Raw genomic sequence first — 14,125 nt, 5'->3', positions numbered from 1 at the left:
GGTGAATGAAATGAAGAATAAATCTATGTTTAATAAAAAAACTCATCCATTTAAAAATGTTTTGGCAATGAGTTTATCTGCAATTATTACATCTATGACATGTGTTTCTACATCGTCTTTTGCCAGTGATATTGAAATTTATCAAGAGGCGAAGTCAGGTGATATTACCTTAATGTTTATGCTTGATATTTCTGGGAGTATGACAAATAAAGATGGTGGTAGTACATCTAGGATAGATCGTGTAAAGACAGCAATGAAAGATCTGTTAAATGGAAATGTAACAAATAAAATTACTAAAATTGATGATGATAAAATAATAGGATTATCTACACTAGGTGCAAGGTGGAACAGTGAGAATTATAATGCTGGTGCAGTTTTAATACCTGCAAAAAAACTAGGGTACAAGTATACCTCAGGCACTAATAAGGATAAAACACATCGAGACGTGTTAGTTGCTGCCATTAATAGTCTAGGTGCCAATACAAATACACCAACAGCAAGATCATATGCAGAGACAATTGCTTATTTAATGGGGACGACAACTAAACCACAAGGCATTTATCAGAATTATTTTAAACTCGATCAATATAATAATTATGGTATGTGTACCCAATGGAATGCGAGTAATAATTGTACAAGCTGGGACCGGTGGTATGAAGGATCATATATTCCTAGTGCATACACTAATTCCGGAAGTGGGAAGGTAGATAATTATAATGGAAAGTATTATGTTGGTACACATATTGCATCAGGTTTTGATTTTTCGAGTACAGATACTAAATCAGGAAATAATTATATTCCACCCACATCTTTAACTCAAACAGATGAAATTAAAAAATGTAGTGGGCAAGGTATTTATGTTTTAACCGATGGTGAACCTAACCAAAATGCTTCAACTCAAACTACAGCTCGATTAGCATTAAATAATCTTAATTTTACTTGTGATAATAATGGTGATGGTTGGGATTGCACAAGAAAATTAAATGCTGCATTAATAGATCCTAAACAAAATCCTAAGAATTTAAAATTTAAAACTGCTGTAGTCGGTTTTGGTAATTCGTTTAATAATGTGACCAGCTATGATCGTTCAAAAACACAAAAAGAAAATTTAGATGCTTTGGGAAATATTAATAGTGATGTAAAACGTGCTGCAGAGTGGGGTATTTTGGGAGAAGGAGGATGGTATGCGGGTAACAGTTCTCAAGATATTGTTGATAGTGTAAATAATTTTATTAACGATTTGGGAGCTGAAATTCCAGCTGTAACTACAGGTACTCCCACGATTCCATCTGATGAGTTGAATCCAATTGTTTTACAAAATTATGCGTATTATCCACAGTTTGAACCTATGCCTGAGAAAACCTATCAGCATTGGTCTGGAAACTTAAAAAAATATAATGTAGATAGAAATGGTAAATTACTCGATAAATTGAGTAATTTGATCACTGATGTTAAAGGTAAAATCATTGATAACTATGATTTATGGTCACCTACAGTTGGAGCAACTCCAACTGATGCTCAAAAAACTGCAGCTTTAGTAGGTGGTGTGAAAATGCAATTAAATTTGCGTCATACTGGGACGGATGTTGTTCAGCGTAAGTTACTCACTACTCGTGGTTATACATCAACAGGGGTAGTAACAATTACTAATACGCTGCAACAAGTGAAAGTTACAGACCTTGATGATAATTTAAAGAAAAAAGATCAAAAAATTGGCTATTTAATGAATCTATTGGGTTATGCTTTCGACCCGAAATCTTATTTAAATTCCACTAAAACGGAAAATACTTTAACAAAAGCGACTTTATTACAACAACCTGAATTAAGACAGGTTGGAGCTGTAATGCATTCTAGTCCAGTTTTGTTAACAAATCAGGGTAAAATTACTTACAACGATACAACTAATGCTGTTGGATCGGAGAATCGTAAAGATTTTATTCTATTCGGAACCACGCAAGGATTACTACATGTTGTGGATGCTATTACAGGTAAAGAAAAATTTGCTTTCGTTCCCAATGAACTAATCGAGAGTCAAGCGGAAGCATTCAATAAGCCTGAATTAACAAGCGGTGGTATGAAGAGCATGTATTATGGGGTTGATGGACCTTGGACTGCTTATACAGAATATGTAATAGATAAAAATAATACTGATTTATTATCTGTAGGTGAGGGTAAACCCTATACAGTTGTTGAAAACAACCAAAATGTAAATAAAACCGTGAAAGGAAAACAAATAGTTTACGGTGGATTACGCATGGGCGGTAAGGGGTACTATGCCTTAGATTTAGCAGATATTGATGCGCCGAAACTTCAGTTTCAAATCAATCCCACAGGTACTTGTTTAACTGAAAATCCTCTTGGGTGTATGGGGCAAAGTTGGTCAAAACCCACAATTACTTGGGTAAATTGGAAAGGAGTTAAAAGGCTCGTCATGTTTGTAGGTGGTGGTTATGATGCAGAAGGTACTAATATTGGTAATGATAACCATAAAACTACTGATAAATATCGTGGTTACGAGTACGACGATTATGTGCAATCGAATAAGGTGGGAGCAGGCGTCTATATGTTTGATGCCTTAAATGGGGATTTATTATGGTGGACTGGTGCAAATGCTACCGAAAGTAAAAAAACATTTGTTGCCAAACCAGCCTCACAAATGGCATATAGCGTAGTCAGCCAAATTCGTACTATAGATCGTGATTCAGATGGCTTAACCGATCATTTGTATTTCGGTGATTTAGGGGGACAAGTTTGGCGTATTGATTTAAATAATCAGGCAGGTAGCGAAACAGATCTCTTCGCAAGAAATCCGACGCTTATTCTTAATTTGAATAAAGGTAAATACAGCCCACGTTTTTATGAAACACCTGCATTTTCTACATATGCTAGCGATGGACAAATTTTCGGCTTAGTTTCAATTGGATCAGGAAATAGAAGCAAGCCTTTAAGTGAGTACACACATAATACGACCACGACTGGAACAGATACAAACTATAGTTATGATGGTGTGTTCAATATTTATGATAAGGATGTTGCTAGAGAAAGCTTACTGAAATTGACACGTAATAATCCAACAAGCACAACTGATAAATCTCATAAATACTCATTAACCGATGCTGATTTATTTACAAAAAATATAAAGTTGCAACCTGAAAGTATGGTGGGAATTACCACAGATTCTAAAAATAAGTTATTAGCTATTACAGATGCTACAAGGTTCCCTAAAGCTGGGGAATCAAAAGTAGAAAGGGTTGCCCCTTATGCATTAACTTCAGGTTGGTATTACAACTTTAATAGCCAAAAAGTTCAAAGTGAAAAAGTAATGTCGACACCTATCGTAATTAATAATGATATGTATGTAACGACCTTCGATGGAAGTAAGCCTGGATTGTCTGGTGATTGTGGAGCGGGAGTGAAAGGCGAAAGCTTTATGACATTATTCTGTATGCCTTTTGGTCAGTGTAATAGTGGTTCTGTAAGTACACATCGTTTAAATTTAGGTGCTGGGATTGTAGGCGGTGCCGTAGGTGCTGGGGATAGTTCTGGTATGCAGCGTCTAATAGTTGTTAACGTGGATACCACAAAAGTTCCTCAACCGAATAATATTTTAAATGCACGGTATAACACTATTAATAAATTAATCCCACAGCGTTGGTATGAGCGTCGATAAACGAGGGATCAAAATGATTAAAGACAAATTCTCTGGGTTTACGCTTATAGAATTGATGGTGGTTGTGGTGATTGTTGCAATATTTGCAGCAATCGCTATTCCTTCTTATCAAGAATATGTACGACGTGCACACGCAAGTCAGGCCCAACAAGAGATGATGCATCTTTCTAGCTTGTTAGAAAGACATAAGGCTAGAAATTTTTCTTATAGGAATTTTACTCCTTCTGCTGTGGTTATTCCAGAAGGTGCGACTGGAAGTGCCATTAAATATAATATAGAAGTTGTTAGCGGAGATAATAGTAACCCTCTGCTAAATGCATCTACTGCAACTGGTCGTAGTTGGGTTATTAGGGGATTGAGTACGGATACTCAAAACTATTCATTTTTACTAACAAGTACAGGCATTCGTTGTAAGAACAAAGCAGCAGAAAACGTTAGTTTTACAAGCTGTGGAAATACTAACTCTGGTAGTGAGACATGGTAAATGAAAACTAAAGGTTTCACGCTGATTGAATTAATGATTGTTGTGGCGATTATAGGTATCTTAGCTGCTATAGCTTATCCTTCATATCTAGAATATGTTCGTAAAACCCATCGTCAAGAAGTAAAAGCTGAGTTAATTGATATTGCAAAAAAAATTCAACGATACAAAATTTCCAATTTCTCATATTTAAGACCCTCTGTGCCTCCAGCCACTATTGGACTACCAATTACATTAGCTGATATTGGGGAAACAGTGCCATTAAATATTCCGAGACAGGGCACAGCACTATATACAGTTACATTGACGAATGTTACACGGAATACTTGGACATTAAATGCAACACCAATTAATGGCACAACTCAACAAAGTGACGGTAGCCTGGTTATGAATCACCGTGGGGAAAAATGCTGGATAAAGGGGCAGTCAACCTGCAATCTTTCAGCTACCTCCAACTGGGACGGACGTTAACCTAAATTCAAAATTGTAGCCAACCAACTTTTGATCTTTCATTCAGGGCAAACTTCGCGTAAAATATTGCCCTCTATGAAAGGGGTTTGAGCTGTATCGATGGTCGGTACAAGGATAATCCGTAAAAACTATAAGGTTCTATCATGGTTGTTATTCGTCTTGCACGCGGTGGTGCTAAAAAACGTCCGTTCTATCAAATCATTGTGACTGATAGCCGTAATGCACGTGACGGTCGTTTCATCGAACGTATTGGTTTCTTCAACCCTACAGCTCAAGGTAAAGCAGAAAAACTACGTTTAGACGCTGACCGTTTTGCTCACTGGGTATCTCAAGGCGCGCAGCCTTCTGATCGTGTTGCTTCTTTAGCTGCTCAAGCTAAAAAAGCTGCAGCTGCTGTTTAATACGGTAGTAGCTAGCCCATGACACCAACACAGAATGTTCCCGAAGATCGTATTCAGATTGGACAGCTACGTTCAGCATATGGATTAAATGGGTGGCTCTGGGTCTATTCCAATACAGAACCTATGAGCAATATATTTGACTATCTGCCTTGGTACATTGAGACCAAAGCAGGTTGGCAAATTGTCGATGTAAAACGTTGGAAACCTCATGGCAAAGGCTTGGTTGTTTCGCTGAAAGGTGTGGTTGACCGCACTGGGGCGGACGAATTGGTTGGCGCAAATGTCTGGATTTCAAAATCGCAACTGCCTCAAGCAGGCGTGGACGAGTATTACTGGTCAGATTTGAAAGGCTTAATCGTATTAGGTCTGGATGATGACGAACAGGAAGTTAATCTTGGTCAAATCCACGAAATGTTTGAAACAGGTGCCAATGATGTGATGGTGGTTCGCGCAACCCCTGACAGCGTCGATAGCGAAGAGCGAATGATTCCATGGCATAAAGATGTGGTACAGCGTGTTGATCTCGAAGCTGGTCGTATCTACGTAAATTGGGGCGTAGATTATTAATCCTTTAAGGATTGACGCAGCAGGAAAATAGAGGAGTCTGCGATGTTTTTTGCAGTCATTACGCTTTTTCCTGAAATGTTTGAAGCGATTACAGCCTACGGTATTAGCGGGCGCGCAGCAAAACGTGACATTGTGCAAGTTCATTGTATCAATCCACGCGAATTTGCTGAGGGCAACTACAAAAGAGTGGATGAACGTCCATTTGGTGGTGGTCCAGGTATGGTGATGATGGCTGAGCCATTAGCGAAAGCAATTCATCGTGCCAAAGAGCTTGCCAAGCAAGCGGGTGCTGTTCATGTCCCTGTGGTGTATATGTCGCCGCAAGGAAAAACCTTAAATGAACCTGCGGTACAAGATTTCGTCAAATATGATGGATTGATTGTATTGTGTGGTCGTTATGAAGGAGTTGATGAGCGTTTGATCCAACAATATGTTGATCAGGAATGGTCAATAGGCGATTACGTTTTATCTGGTGGTGAACTCCCTGCGATGGTTTTATTGGATAGTGTGATTCGGAGACTTCCGGGTGCAATGTCTGATGAGCAATCACATGTGCAAGACTCATTTGTGGATGGTCTTTTAGATTGCCCACAATATACCAAGCCAGACCATTTTGAAGGTTTAGATGTTCCTGAAGTATTAAAATCGGGACATCATGCCAATATTGAGAAGTGGCGGTTTTTGCAGCGATATCAACGCACTTTAGAGCGCCGACCTGAGTTGGTTGAAAAAGTTGAATTGACCAAGCAGCAAAAGAAATGGCTGAAAGATTCCAAGGTTTAAATTTTTTAAATCTTATATTAGGCTCTTTGTGCATTGAAGCGGTCAAGCATAAAGGGAAAGTCAATCGGGTCTATGCGCTTTAGCCTCTAGCCCCAGCGATGATTAGACCTCTTCTAACTCGCATAATCGGAGATACCCCATGAGCGGTAAACATCCTTTAGTACAAGCTGTTGAAAATGCACAGTTGAAACAAGACATCCCTGCTTTTGCTCCTGGTGACACAGTAGTTGTTCAAGTAAAAGTAAAAGAAGGTGAGCGTGAACGTCTTCAGGCATTTGAAGGTGTTGTAATTGCTAAGAAAAACCGTGGTTTGAACTCTGCGTTCACAGTACGTAAAATTTCTAGTGGTTTCGGTGTTGAGCGTGTATTCCAAACTCACTCACCAATCGTTGCTGGTATCGAAGTGAAACGTCGTGGTGACGTTCGTCGTGCTAAACTTTACTACCTACGTGAATTGTCTGGTAAAGCTGCACGTATTCGTGAAAAATTACCAGCTCGTAAAGCAAAATAATTTGTTTTACAACGCTGTAAAAAAATGCGCCTTTAGGCGCATTTTTTTATGCAAGAAAGAAAAATTATAAACCTTGAAGTTTCAAGCGATTGGCATGTTGACGGTAGACTCAAACAGGGTCTGGTGCAAATAAGCCTTTCAAGCCTAATACTTGATTGACTTCATCGAAATGGTTCCACTTGTAATTATCACGGACGGTTTTACCTAATTTACTGCTGCATTGGCTCACTAAGCCGTCGTTCGGTTGTCCGCTAAATGCAATTGGCCCCATTGCGGTAAAGATCGTATCTGGATCAAGTAAGTTGGTGGTGTTCGAAATACCTGTCCATGAATAGAAGCTAATGCCATTGGCTACACTTGGGCCATCAGCACATTTGGTTGCAGGCATACCGAGTGGAAATTTTGCATTAAAGGCTTTCACACCCGGTTGAGACATACTGTAGATCGAAGCTTTAAAATTTGAAGGCAGATTGGACTGCTGGGCGAAGTTAATCACTGGGGTCATTAAGGCATCCATAACTGTCGCTAATACGCCATTTAAAATCGGCACACTCTGTACTAAATCCGCCACAGGTGAACCGTCATTGGTTCCTGCAACTGTACTGACAGAGGCAACCAAATCAGGTCGTACGCCAGCAATATATCGAGCCGTAGGACAGAGATGGATCCGGAAATTTGAACAACTCCTATAAGTGATACTCTGCTGCTCAAATGATGTTATAAACATTAATATATGGAGTATTTTATGGCACGTAGACCAAGAAGAAATCATTCAAACGACTTTAAGGCTAAGGTAGCACTTGCTGCGATCAAAGCAGAAAAAACACTTGCTGAATTGAGTTCTGAGTTTGATGTTCATCAAAACCAAATTATTGACTGGAAAAATCAATTGATCTCAGCTTCCTCACAAGCTTTCGATCAATCAAAAGCTCCATCAGAACCTCCCATTGATCTTAAAAAGTTACATGCAAAAATCGGTGAGCAGGCATTAGAAATTGATTTTTTAGAAGGTGTGTTGAAGAAACTGGGCCGCTTCAACCACAAAAGTTAATCGATCACTCACTTCAGATTTCAGTATCTAAACAAGCTAAGTTACTGAAAGTCTCTCGTGGTTGTTATTATTATCGCCCAAAACCTGTTAGCTCATCAGATCTGAAGCTGATGCGATGTATTGATGAATTACATATGCAATATCCTTTTGCAGGCAGTCGTATGATGCGTGATTTGTTGAATCGTCAAGGGCATCATATAGGACGACGTCATACACGTACTTTAATGAAGAAAATGGGTATTCAGGCGTTATATTGCAAACCAAATTTAAGCCAGGCTAATCAAGCTCACCGTAAATATCCATATCTGCTCAAAGGATTGGCTATTCAGCGCAGTAATCAAGTGTGGTCTACGGATATAACGTATATCCCTATGGCAAAAGGCTTTGTTTATTTATGTGCTGTGATTGATTGGCATAGCCGCAAGGTACTTGCGCATAGGGTATCGATTAGTATGGAGGTGGATTTTTGTATTTCGGCTTTAAATGAAGCGATTGAAAAATATGGATCACCTGAAATATTGAATACAGACCAAGGCAGTCAGTTCACCAGTGATGCATTTATTGATGTATTGAAATCAAATGGCATTCAAATCAGTATGGATGGTAAAGGTCGATGGGTAGATAATGTGATGGTTGAACGATTATGGCGGAGCGTTAAATATGAAGAGGTGTATCTCAAAGCTTATAGCAGTGTCACAGATGCGAAAAAGCAATTGAGTGCATATTTTGAGTTTTATAATCTGAAACGACCTCATTCGAGTCTAGACAAAATGACACCAAATGAGTTTTACTATGATCAGCTACCGCAACAAAACAAGGTGGCTTAACTAGAGCAGAATATCACTTATAAATACGCTTTTAGTTGTTCAAACAAGTGGAACCACCTCTGACCACCATGTGAATGACCAATTAAATTCACTTTGGGTTTGCCTGTAATCGCGACAACTTGTTCAACTTGGTCTAACAGTTGTTCACCGCGAACTTCAATGGACTCCAACGGGGAGATTTGAGTAGCAAAGGCCGTTGCCTTATGGCTTGCCAAATCGGGGAGAACTTGATACCAATAATCTAGACCAAAAACGGCACCGCCTAAGCGATTAAAACCAAACATCCCGTGTACAAACACTAGGGGGTATTTGGTTTCAGCATAATTGTCGATGACTTTTTTAGTGGTCGCTTGTTGTATACCCAATGCAGCATGCGTTTGGGTCACTGCCATACTTGCAAGGAGCGTGGCGCAGAGCAATTTTCCTTTCATTTTTCATTCCTTTCTTTTTGTTTTGGTTTTCAAACTTTGATTCAGTTCAGTTTGCAAATAGACAAAATTGCCTATCTGACAATTTTTATTGTCATTAAGGATTATAAAAAAAGGAAAGTAAAATGTGAGAACTAATCGACAGAATGAAAGATATTTTGTACATTGATTAATGAAAATATCATTAAACCCTGAATTTACAGGGTTTAATGTATAGCTTTACTAAATTATAAACCTTGAAGTTTTAAACGATTGGCATGTTGACGATAAACATCGACAGGATTTGGTGCGAACAACGCTTTGAGACCAAGCACTTGGTTGACTTCATCTAAATGGTTCCAGTTGTAGTTATCACGAATGGTTTTACCAAACTTGGCACTACAGCGTGATACGAGGCCATCATTGTCTTTTCCGCCATCGATCAGTAATGCGGTCACTTTTAGTGCTGAGTCTAAATCTAAAATATTGGTGATTTGGCCCACACCTGTAAATGAATAGTTATAAATGCCTTTTTCCACGCTATTACCATCAGCACAATTGGATTTAGGCAAGCCCAGAGGGAATGCGGTATTGTACTTTGCAGAACCCGCTAGCGTTAAACTTGAACCACCTGCCAATGCATCATGAGGGTAAGTCTTTGGATCTAGACCTTGCGCCCAAACAATGGCTTTAGAGACAAAATTCACAGCTCCGACCAAGGGTGCTTCGACAGCGGTGCCTTCAGCTTTTAAAATTAAATCTGCAACAGGGGAGCCTTGATGAGGTCCTGCAACACTGGTTAATGAAGCCACGACATCTGGGCGCACACCGGCAACATAGCGAATTGTTGGTCCACCATGACTATGTCCAATCAAATTCACTTTATCTGCACCGGTGAGTGCTCGGATTTCAAGGACCTGTTGTAAAAGTTGTTCGCCACGTACTTCGGTGGAGTTAAACGGCGATACGCGCGTTGCCCAGACATTTGCACCATTGCGGGCAAGATCAGGCAGGATTTGATACCAATAGTCGAGTCCAAATGAGTCCGTACCAACGGTAATGAAACCACCCATACCATGGTTAAATACGATTGGATATTTGGTCTTTGCATAGCTAGAACTAGCTTTGGCGGTGACTTGGGTTGCTTGCGATGCAGATACATTACCGATGAATGTAGCTGCAATTAAACCTGCTAAAAATGGTCCGTATTTCATGAGCGATCCTCAATGTATTATTGTTTTATGACAATATTTATTGTCACTTCTAATAAAGCAATAAAGATCACCTGTTGCAAATTGAAAAAGATTAACTGCGCCGCTAAATGTAACAAAATAAAAGATCAAGAACTTCAGATTGATAAAAGTAAATAAGAGGGCCGAAGCCCCCTTAGTGAATTGAAACGTCAACGATAAAAATTAAAGTCCTTGCAGTTTTAAACGGTTAGCATGTTGACGGTACAGTGCCACAGGATCTTGTGCAAATAGACCCGTTAAGCCGAACATCATATTGGCTAAATCGGTATGGTTAAGTTTGTAGCTGTCGTTAATGACTTTACCGATATAAGCACTACAACGTGCAACCATACCGTCATTGTCTTTATTACCATAAGACAATGGCCCGAGTTGCATCAGGATCGTGTCGATATCAAGTAGATTTGTGGTTTGTGCAACACCGGTCCATGAATAGTACTGAATGCCTTTGCTGTCGACTTGCTTTAAGTTTTTGCTGCAATTTTCTGAAGATGCCAAAACACCGTCAGCTACAGCAGATTTTGCAACCGTACTGTTAAATGCAGCAGAACCTGTTTGTGATAATGATTTCATAGAAGCATCGAAATCAATTTCAAGCTCAGGTTTTGCCTGACCTAAAGCAATCAGTGGGCCGACAATATAGTCACCTAAAATATTGAAGGCAGTGCGAGAAAGTGAGTTGCCTTGAATATCATCCGCTACTTTAGAGCCGTGATAGGTTCCTGCAACACCTGTAATAGACGCAATGTACTGTGGTTTTGTTTGAGCAACATACAATACAGTTGGGCCGCCATGAGAGTGACCGATTAAGTTAAGTTTTGGCTTCCCTGTAATAGCCAAAACATCTTCAACTTGTGCAATTAACTGCTCACCACGATGTGCTGTGGTATTTGCAGGAGATAATTGCGCTGCGAATACGGTTGAGCCATTTCGTGCCATATCTGGCAAGATTTGGTACCAATAATCCAGTCCAATGGTGTCGGTACCGATACGTGACCAACCGAGCCAACCATGCACCATTAAAATTGGATATTTGGTTTTTGCGTAGTCAGATTTTGCCGTTTCCTTCACCTGGAGGACGCTAGGCGCAGCTTGAGTGCTTGCCGATATACTGATCGCTAAGCTTGCAATTGCAGCTACAGAGGCCATCTTGGCCGTGTTTACTAAAGATCGCATAAATGTTCCTTGATCTGATGTTGTTTTTATTACTTTTTAATAATGAAAATACTCTCTATTTTTAAGCATCATCTTTGTGATTGGCCAGGCCATATCTTTGATTTTAGAGAGTTTGAATAGACAAAGATGCCTTGTCATTTTTTCATGCTCGGTTTGAAATTCCATGTCATTTTAGGACATGGACGGCATTGAGGTGACAAGTATATTTATATACATTCGTCTTTTATTTTTGCTATTTATTTTAGTTGTTATCATTTAATAACTTATTGAATTAAATTGTTTAATGCGTACAAATAAAAAAATTGTAAACAAAAAAGGACGTCCAAAGACGTCCTGTTCAGTGCTGAAAGGGAGCCAACTTTTGAAGTTACAGTCCCTGTAATTTTAAACGATTGGCATGTTGGCGGTAGAGCGCAACTGGGTCAGGTGAAAATAGGCTGCGTAGACCAAAGACCATATTCACTTCATCTAAGTGGTTGTGATTGTAGTCATCACGGATTACTTGTCCGATGTGGGTGCTACAGCGTCCAACCAAACCGTCATTGTCACGATTTCCATAGGCCAAAGGGGCAAGCTGACTAATCACTGTATCTAGTACATCTAATACATTCGTGGTTTGTGCTGTACCTGTCCATGAGTAGTAATACACGCCATTGTCGACTTTGGCACCCGACTGATTACAGTTCGCAGCCAGTGCTGCGGTTGGAAATTTTGCATTAAATTCAGCAGAACCTTTTTCACTGATCGCGATAAGTGATGCATCAACACTGTTGGGTAGACTCGAGTTGCCTTCAGCCCAAGTAATAATCGGTGCTAAGAGTTGATCGCCAAGGACTCCAAAGACTGAGTTAATAGTTTTATTCGCTTGGATTTTATCTGCGACTAGAGAGCCACGATAAGTGCCTGCAATCCCAGTCACCGAAGCCACATATTCAGGTTTGATCGCTGCAATGTAGCGAGTTGTCGGTCCACCATGTGAATGACCAATGAGGTTCACTTTAGGTTGCCCGGTCAGGGCAAGGACTTCTTCGACTTGAGAGAGTAATTGCTCACCCCGAACTTCTGTCGACTCAAGTGGAGAAACTTGGGCAGCAAAGGTATTGGCCCCATTGCGGGCTAAATCCGGCAAAATTTGATAAAAATAATCCATGCCAAAGCTGTCAAAACCAATGCGGGTAAACCCAAACATACCATGGGTAAACACAATCGGATATTTGGTCTTGGCATAGCTTGCCGAGCTGTTGGCGGTGACATGTTGGAGTCCTGCTGCAGCTTGGGATTGTGTGCTGGCGATCGCTGCTGATACAGCCATAATTGCGCATAAAAGAGCTTGTGGTTTTTTCATCATTTCATCCTGAAATTGAAGTTGTTTTTAAATTGTTGTTTGCAGTTATTCTGCGAAAGGTAATTTTCCACCTTGATCATGTACAGATTCAAAGGTACTGATGCGGAGCTGATCTTCCTTCGATTTAAAATGTTGATTACGGAGTTGCTGTACCGCTTGTTGTTTAGCACTGTCACTCATATTGCTTTTCACAATGCTGTCACGCTCTGTGAGGTATTGATTTACGCTAGATTTCCAAGAGCTGCGCTGGCTGTCTAGATTTTCAAGGCGCTGAGTGGCTTCTGGGCCAACTAAATTTAACCGCATTTGATGGATTTCTTCGCTTGAACCACCACGGGCTTTAATGTCCGCTGTGAGTTTGCGTAAATCTTCAAGTTTATTGATTTGTTCCAGATTTTCTTTCCAGTCTTCTGGGAGTTCATCAAACAGGGCTTTTAGTTTTTTGGCTTTTTCAGACTCAGACAGTTTTTTGTCATTCACCACTTCCATGCGTTTCAGCGTGTATTCGTGATAGGTATTTTCCTTGCCAAATAAACCTTCAATTTCATAATCAGAAAAGAACTGTTTTCTTAAATTCTGTGTGCTGCTGTAGATCGAGCGATAATATTGTGGAGATTCTTTGTCGTCACTTGGTGGCTGTAAATTGCCTAATTGTTCACGATATTTCATATAGCGATCCCACAAATCATAAATTTGGGACAGCGCCGGTTCTTTATGACCTTGTGCAATGTAGGCTTTAAAGTCCTTTTTGATTTGATCTATCGACTTTTCACCATACTGAGTAATGAAATATTCAAAACAATTCCGCGTTTGTTCGTTCACGATCAGACGGTTTGAACCATCCATACTGATTTGACAGTTTACTTCTGTGTCTTGTTGACTTGGACTGAGCAGTGAAGAACCGCTTATGGCTTGTGCTGTAGCGTTTTCGCCCTGAGTTAAAGGCGTATTTTGTTGTTGAATCGATTGATCTGAAGGATCATTTTGTGATGCTTTTGGCGTCAGCCAAAATATAAATGCAGCAACAGCGATAACGACCAAGGCAATGATGAGCCAAAGTTTATTTTTTTGCATATCCCAATGCACCTTTATTCCGTTTTAATTGTTTTATGAGTTCTAAATGTGAACTCAATATGACATAAAAGAATGATAAAAACATAGAAAAGTTGTAAACGCTTAGCATGG

The 14,125-nt window shown here is 39.7% G+C and carries 13 protein-coding genes and 1 pseudogene; 8 read left to right on the top strand and 6 right to left on the bottom strand.

Features of this window, described 5'->3' with window-relative positions; translation table 11 throughout:
* The first annotated feature begins 10 nt into the window (after positions 1 to 10).
* The 7 genes from MST16_RS14975 (at position 11) to rplS (ending at position 6,884) form a co-directional block, all read left to right on the top strand.
* The gene (locus MST16_RS14975) at positions 11 to 3,670 is read left to right on the top strand and encodes a pilus assembly protein PilY (RefSeq protein ID WP_180092271.1); all 3,660 of its coding nucleotides are present in this window, start codon (positions 11 to 13) and stop codon (positions 3,668 to 3,670) included.
* A gap of 13 nt (positions 3,671 to 3,683) precedes the next feature.
* Positions 3,684 to 4,154 (top strand): type IV pilin protein, encoded by a 471-nt coding sequence (locus tag MST16_RS14970; protein WP_180004773.1) that lies wholly within the window; start codon positions 3,684 to 3,686, stop codon positions 4,152 to 4,154.
* Positions 4,155 to 4,622, top strand: a complete 468-nt coding sequence (locus tag MST16_RS14965; RefSeq protein ID WP_180004772.1) for a type IV pilin protein — start codon at positions 4,155 to 4,157, stop codon at positions 4,620 to 4,622. It begins immediately after the preceding gene.
* A 143-nt stretch (positions 4,623 to 4,765) separates the two neighbouring features.
* A complete protein-coding gene (rpsP, locus tag MST16_RS14960) occupies positions 4,766 to 5,023 on the top strand; it encodes a 30S ribosomal protein S16 (protein WP_005013161.1) in 258 nt (85 codons plus the stop codon).
* A gap of 18 nt (positions 5,024 to 5,041) precedes the next feature.
* Positions 5,042 to 5,590 carry a ribosome maturation factor RimM gene (gene rimM / locus MST16_RS14955; RefSeq protein ID WP_180004771.1) on the top strand — a complete coding sequence of 183 codons (549 nt, stop codon included), beginning with the start codon at positions 5,042 to 5,044 and terminating at the stop codon, positions 5,588 to 5,590.
* A gap of 42 nt (positions 5,591 to 5,632) precedes the next feature.
* The gene (gene trmD / locus MST16_RS14950) at positions 5,633 to 6,373 is read left to right on the top strand and encodes a tRNA (guanosine(37)-N1)-methyltransferase TrmD (RefSeq protein WP_180004770.1); all 741 of its coding nucleotides are present in this window, start codon (positions 5,633 to 5,635) and stop codon (positions 6,371 to 6,373) included.
* A 139-nt stretch (positions 6,374 to 6,512) separates the two neighbouring features.
* Entirely contained in the window at positions 6,513 to 6,884 is a 372-nt protein-coding gene (gene rplS, locus MST16_RS14945; protein ID WP_078189351.1) for a 50S ribosomal protein L19, read from the top strand.
* Positions 6,885 to 6,993: 109 nt separating this feature from the next.
* On the opposite strand, the gene MST16_RS14940 is transcribed toward rplS, so the two are convergent.
* Positions 6,994 to 7,503, bottom strand: coding sequence for a hypothetical protein (locus MST16_RS14940; protein ID WP_180092274.1), 510 nt, complete (start codon positions 7,501 to 7,503; stop codon positions 6,994 to 6,996).
* Between the two features lie 114 nt (positions 7,504 to 7,617).
* Here MST16_RS14940 and MST16_RS14935 point away from each other — a divergent pair.
* Positions 7,618 to 8,762, top strand: a protein-coding gene (locus tag MST16_RS14935) for an IS3-like element ISAba14 family transposase (protein ID WP_099046175.1) whose coding sequence is annotated in 2 segments (ribosomal slippage) — positions 7,618 to 7,882 and positions 7,882 to 8,762 — 1,146 coding nt in all. Because the reading frame shifts where the segments join, the coding sequence is not laid out codon by codon here.
* Between the two features lie 62 nt (positions 8,763 to 8,824).
* On the opposite strand, the pseudogene MST16_RS14930 reads toward MST16_RS14935, so the two are convergent.
* The 5 genes and pseudogenes from MST16_RS14930 to MST16_RS14910 all read right to left on the bottom strand — a co-directional run.
* Positions 8,825 to 9,193 (bottom strand): annotated as a pseudogene (locus MST16_RS14930) (esterase/lipase family protein); the annotation flags it as partial.
* A gap of 224 nt (positions 9,194 to 9,417) precedes the next feature.
* Entirely contained in the window at positions 9,418 to 10,383 is a 966-nt protein-coding gene (locus MST16_RS14925; RefSeq protein WP_180092534.1) for a triacylglycerol lipase, read from the bottom strand.
* Positions 10,384 to 10,584: 201 nt separating this feature from the next.
* Positions 10,585 to 11,595, bottom strand: a complete 1,011-nt coding sequence (locus MST16_RS14920; protein WP_180092531.1) for a triacylglycerol lipase — start codon at positions 11,593 to 11,595, stop codon at positions 10,585 to 10,587.
* A gap of 367 nt (positions 11,596 to 11,962) precedes the next feature.
* The gene (locus MST16_RS14915) at positions 11,963 to 12,907 is read right to left on the bottom strand and encodes a triacylglycerol lipase (protein WP_257225815.1); all 945 of its coding nucleotides are present in this window, start codon (positions 12,905 to 12,907) and stop codon (positions 11,963 to 11,965) included.
* A gap of 78 nt (positions 12,908 to 12,985) precedes the next feature.
* The gene (locus MST16_RS14910; protein ID WP_180092525.1) at positions 12,986 to 14,014 is read right to left on the bottom strand and encodes a lipase secretion chaperone; all 1,029 of its coding nucleotides are present in this window, start codon (positions 14,012 to 14,014) and stop codon (positions 12,986 to 12,988) included.
* Positions 14,015 to 14,125 lie beyond the last annotated feature (111 nt).

This window comes from Acinetobacter sp. YH16040_T (assembly GCF_024605785.1).
GTDB classification, from domain to species: Bacteria; Pseudomonadota; Gammaproteobacteria; order Pseudomonadales; family Moraxellaceae; genus Acinetobacter; species Acinetobacter amyesii.
This window is presented reverse-complemented; position numbering and strand designations above follow the sequence as displayed.

Bases quoted from the DNA above. Each gene is read 5' to 3' on its own strand.
- MST16_RS14970 (WP_180004773.1), top strand. From the start codon at position 3,684: ATGATTAAAGACAAATTCTCTGGGTTTACGCTTATAGAATTGATGGTG.
- trmD (WP_180004770.1), top strand. From the start codon at position 5,633: ATGTTTTTTGCAGTCATTACGCTTTTTCCTGAAATGTTTGAAGCGATT.
- rpsP (WP_005013161.1), top strand. From the start codon at position 4,766: ATGGTTGTTATTCGTCTTGCACGCGGTGGTGCTAAAAAACGTCCGTTC.
- MST16_RS14910 (WP_180092525.1), bottom strand. From the start codon at position 14,014: ATGCAAAAAAATAAACTTTGGCTCATCATTGCCTTGGTCGTTATCGCT.
- rimM (WP_180004771.1), top strand. From the start codon at position 5,042: ATGACACCAACACAGAATGTTCCCGAAGATCGTATTCAGATTGGACAG.
- MST16_RS14920 (WP_180092531.1), bottom strand. From the start codon at position 11,595: ATGCGATCTTTAGTAAACACGGCCAAGATGGCCTCTGTAGCTGCAATT.
- MST16_RS14965 (WP_180004772.1), top strand. From the start codon at position 4,155: ATGAAAACTAAAGGTTTCACGCTGATTGAATTAATGATTGTTGTGGCG.
- MST16_RS14975 (WP_180092271.1), top strand. From the start codon at position 11: ATGAAGAATAAATCTATGTTTAATAAAAAAACTCATCCATTTAAAAAT.
- MST16_RS14925 (WP_180092534.1), bottom strand. From the start codon at position 10,383: ATGAAATACGGACCATTTTTAGCAGGTTTAATTGCAGCTACATTCATC.
- MST16_RS14915 (WP_257225815.1), bottom strand. From the start codon at position 12,907: ATGGCTGTATCAGCAGCGATCGCCAGCACACAATCCCAAGCTGCAGCA.
- rplS (WP_078189351.1), top strand. From the start codon at position 6,513: ATGAGCGGTAAACATCCTTTAGTACAAGCTGTTGAAAATGCACAGTTG.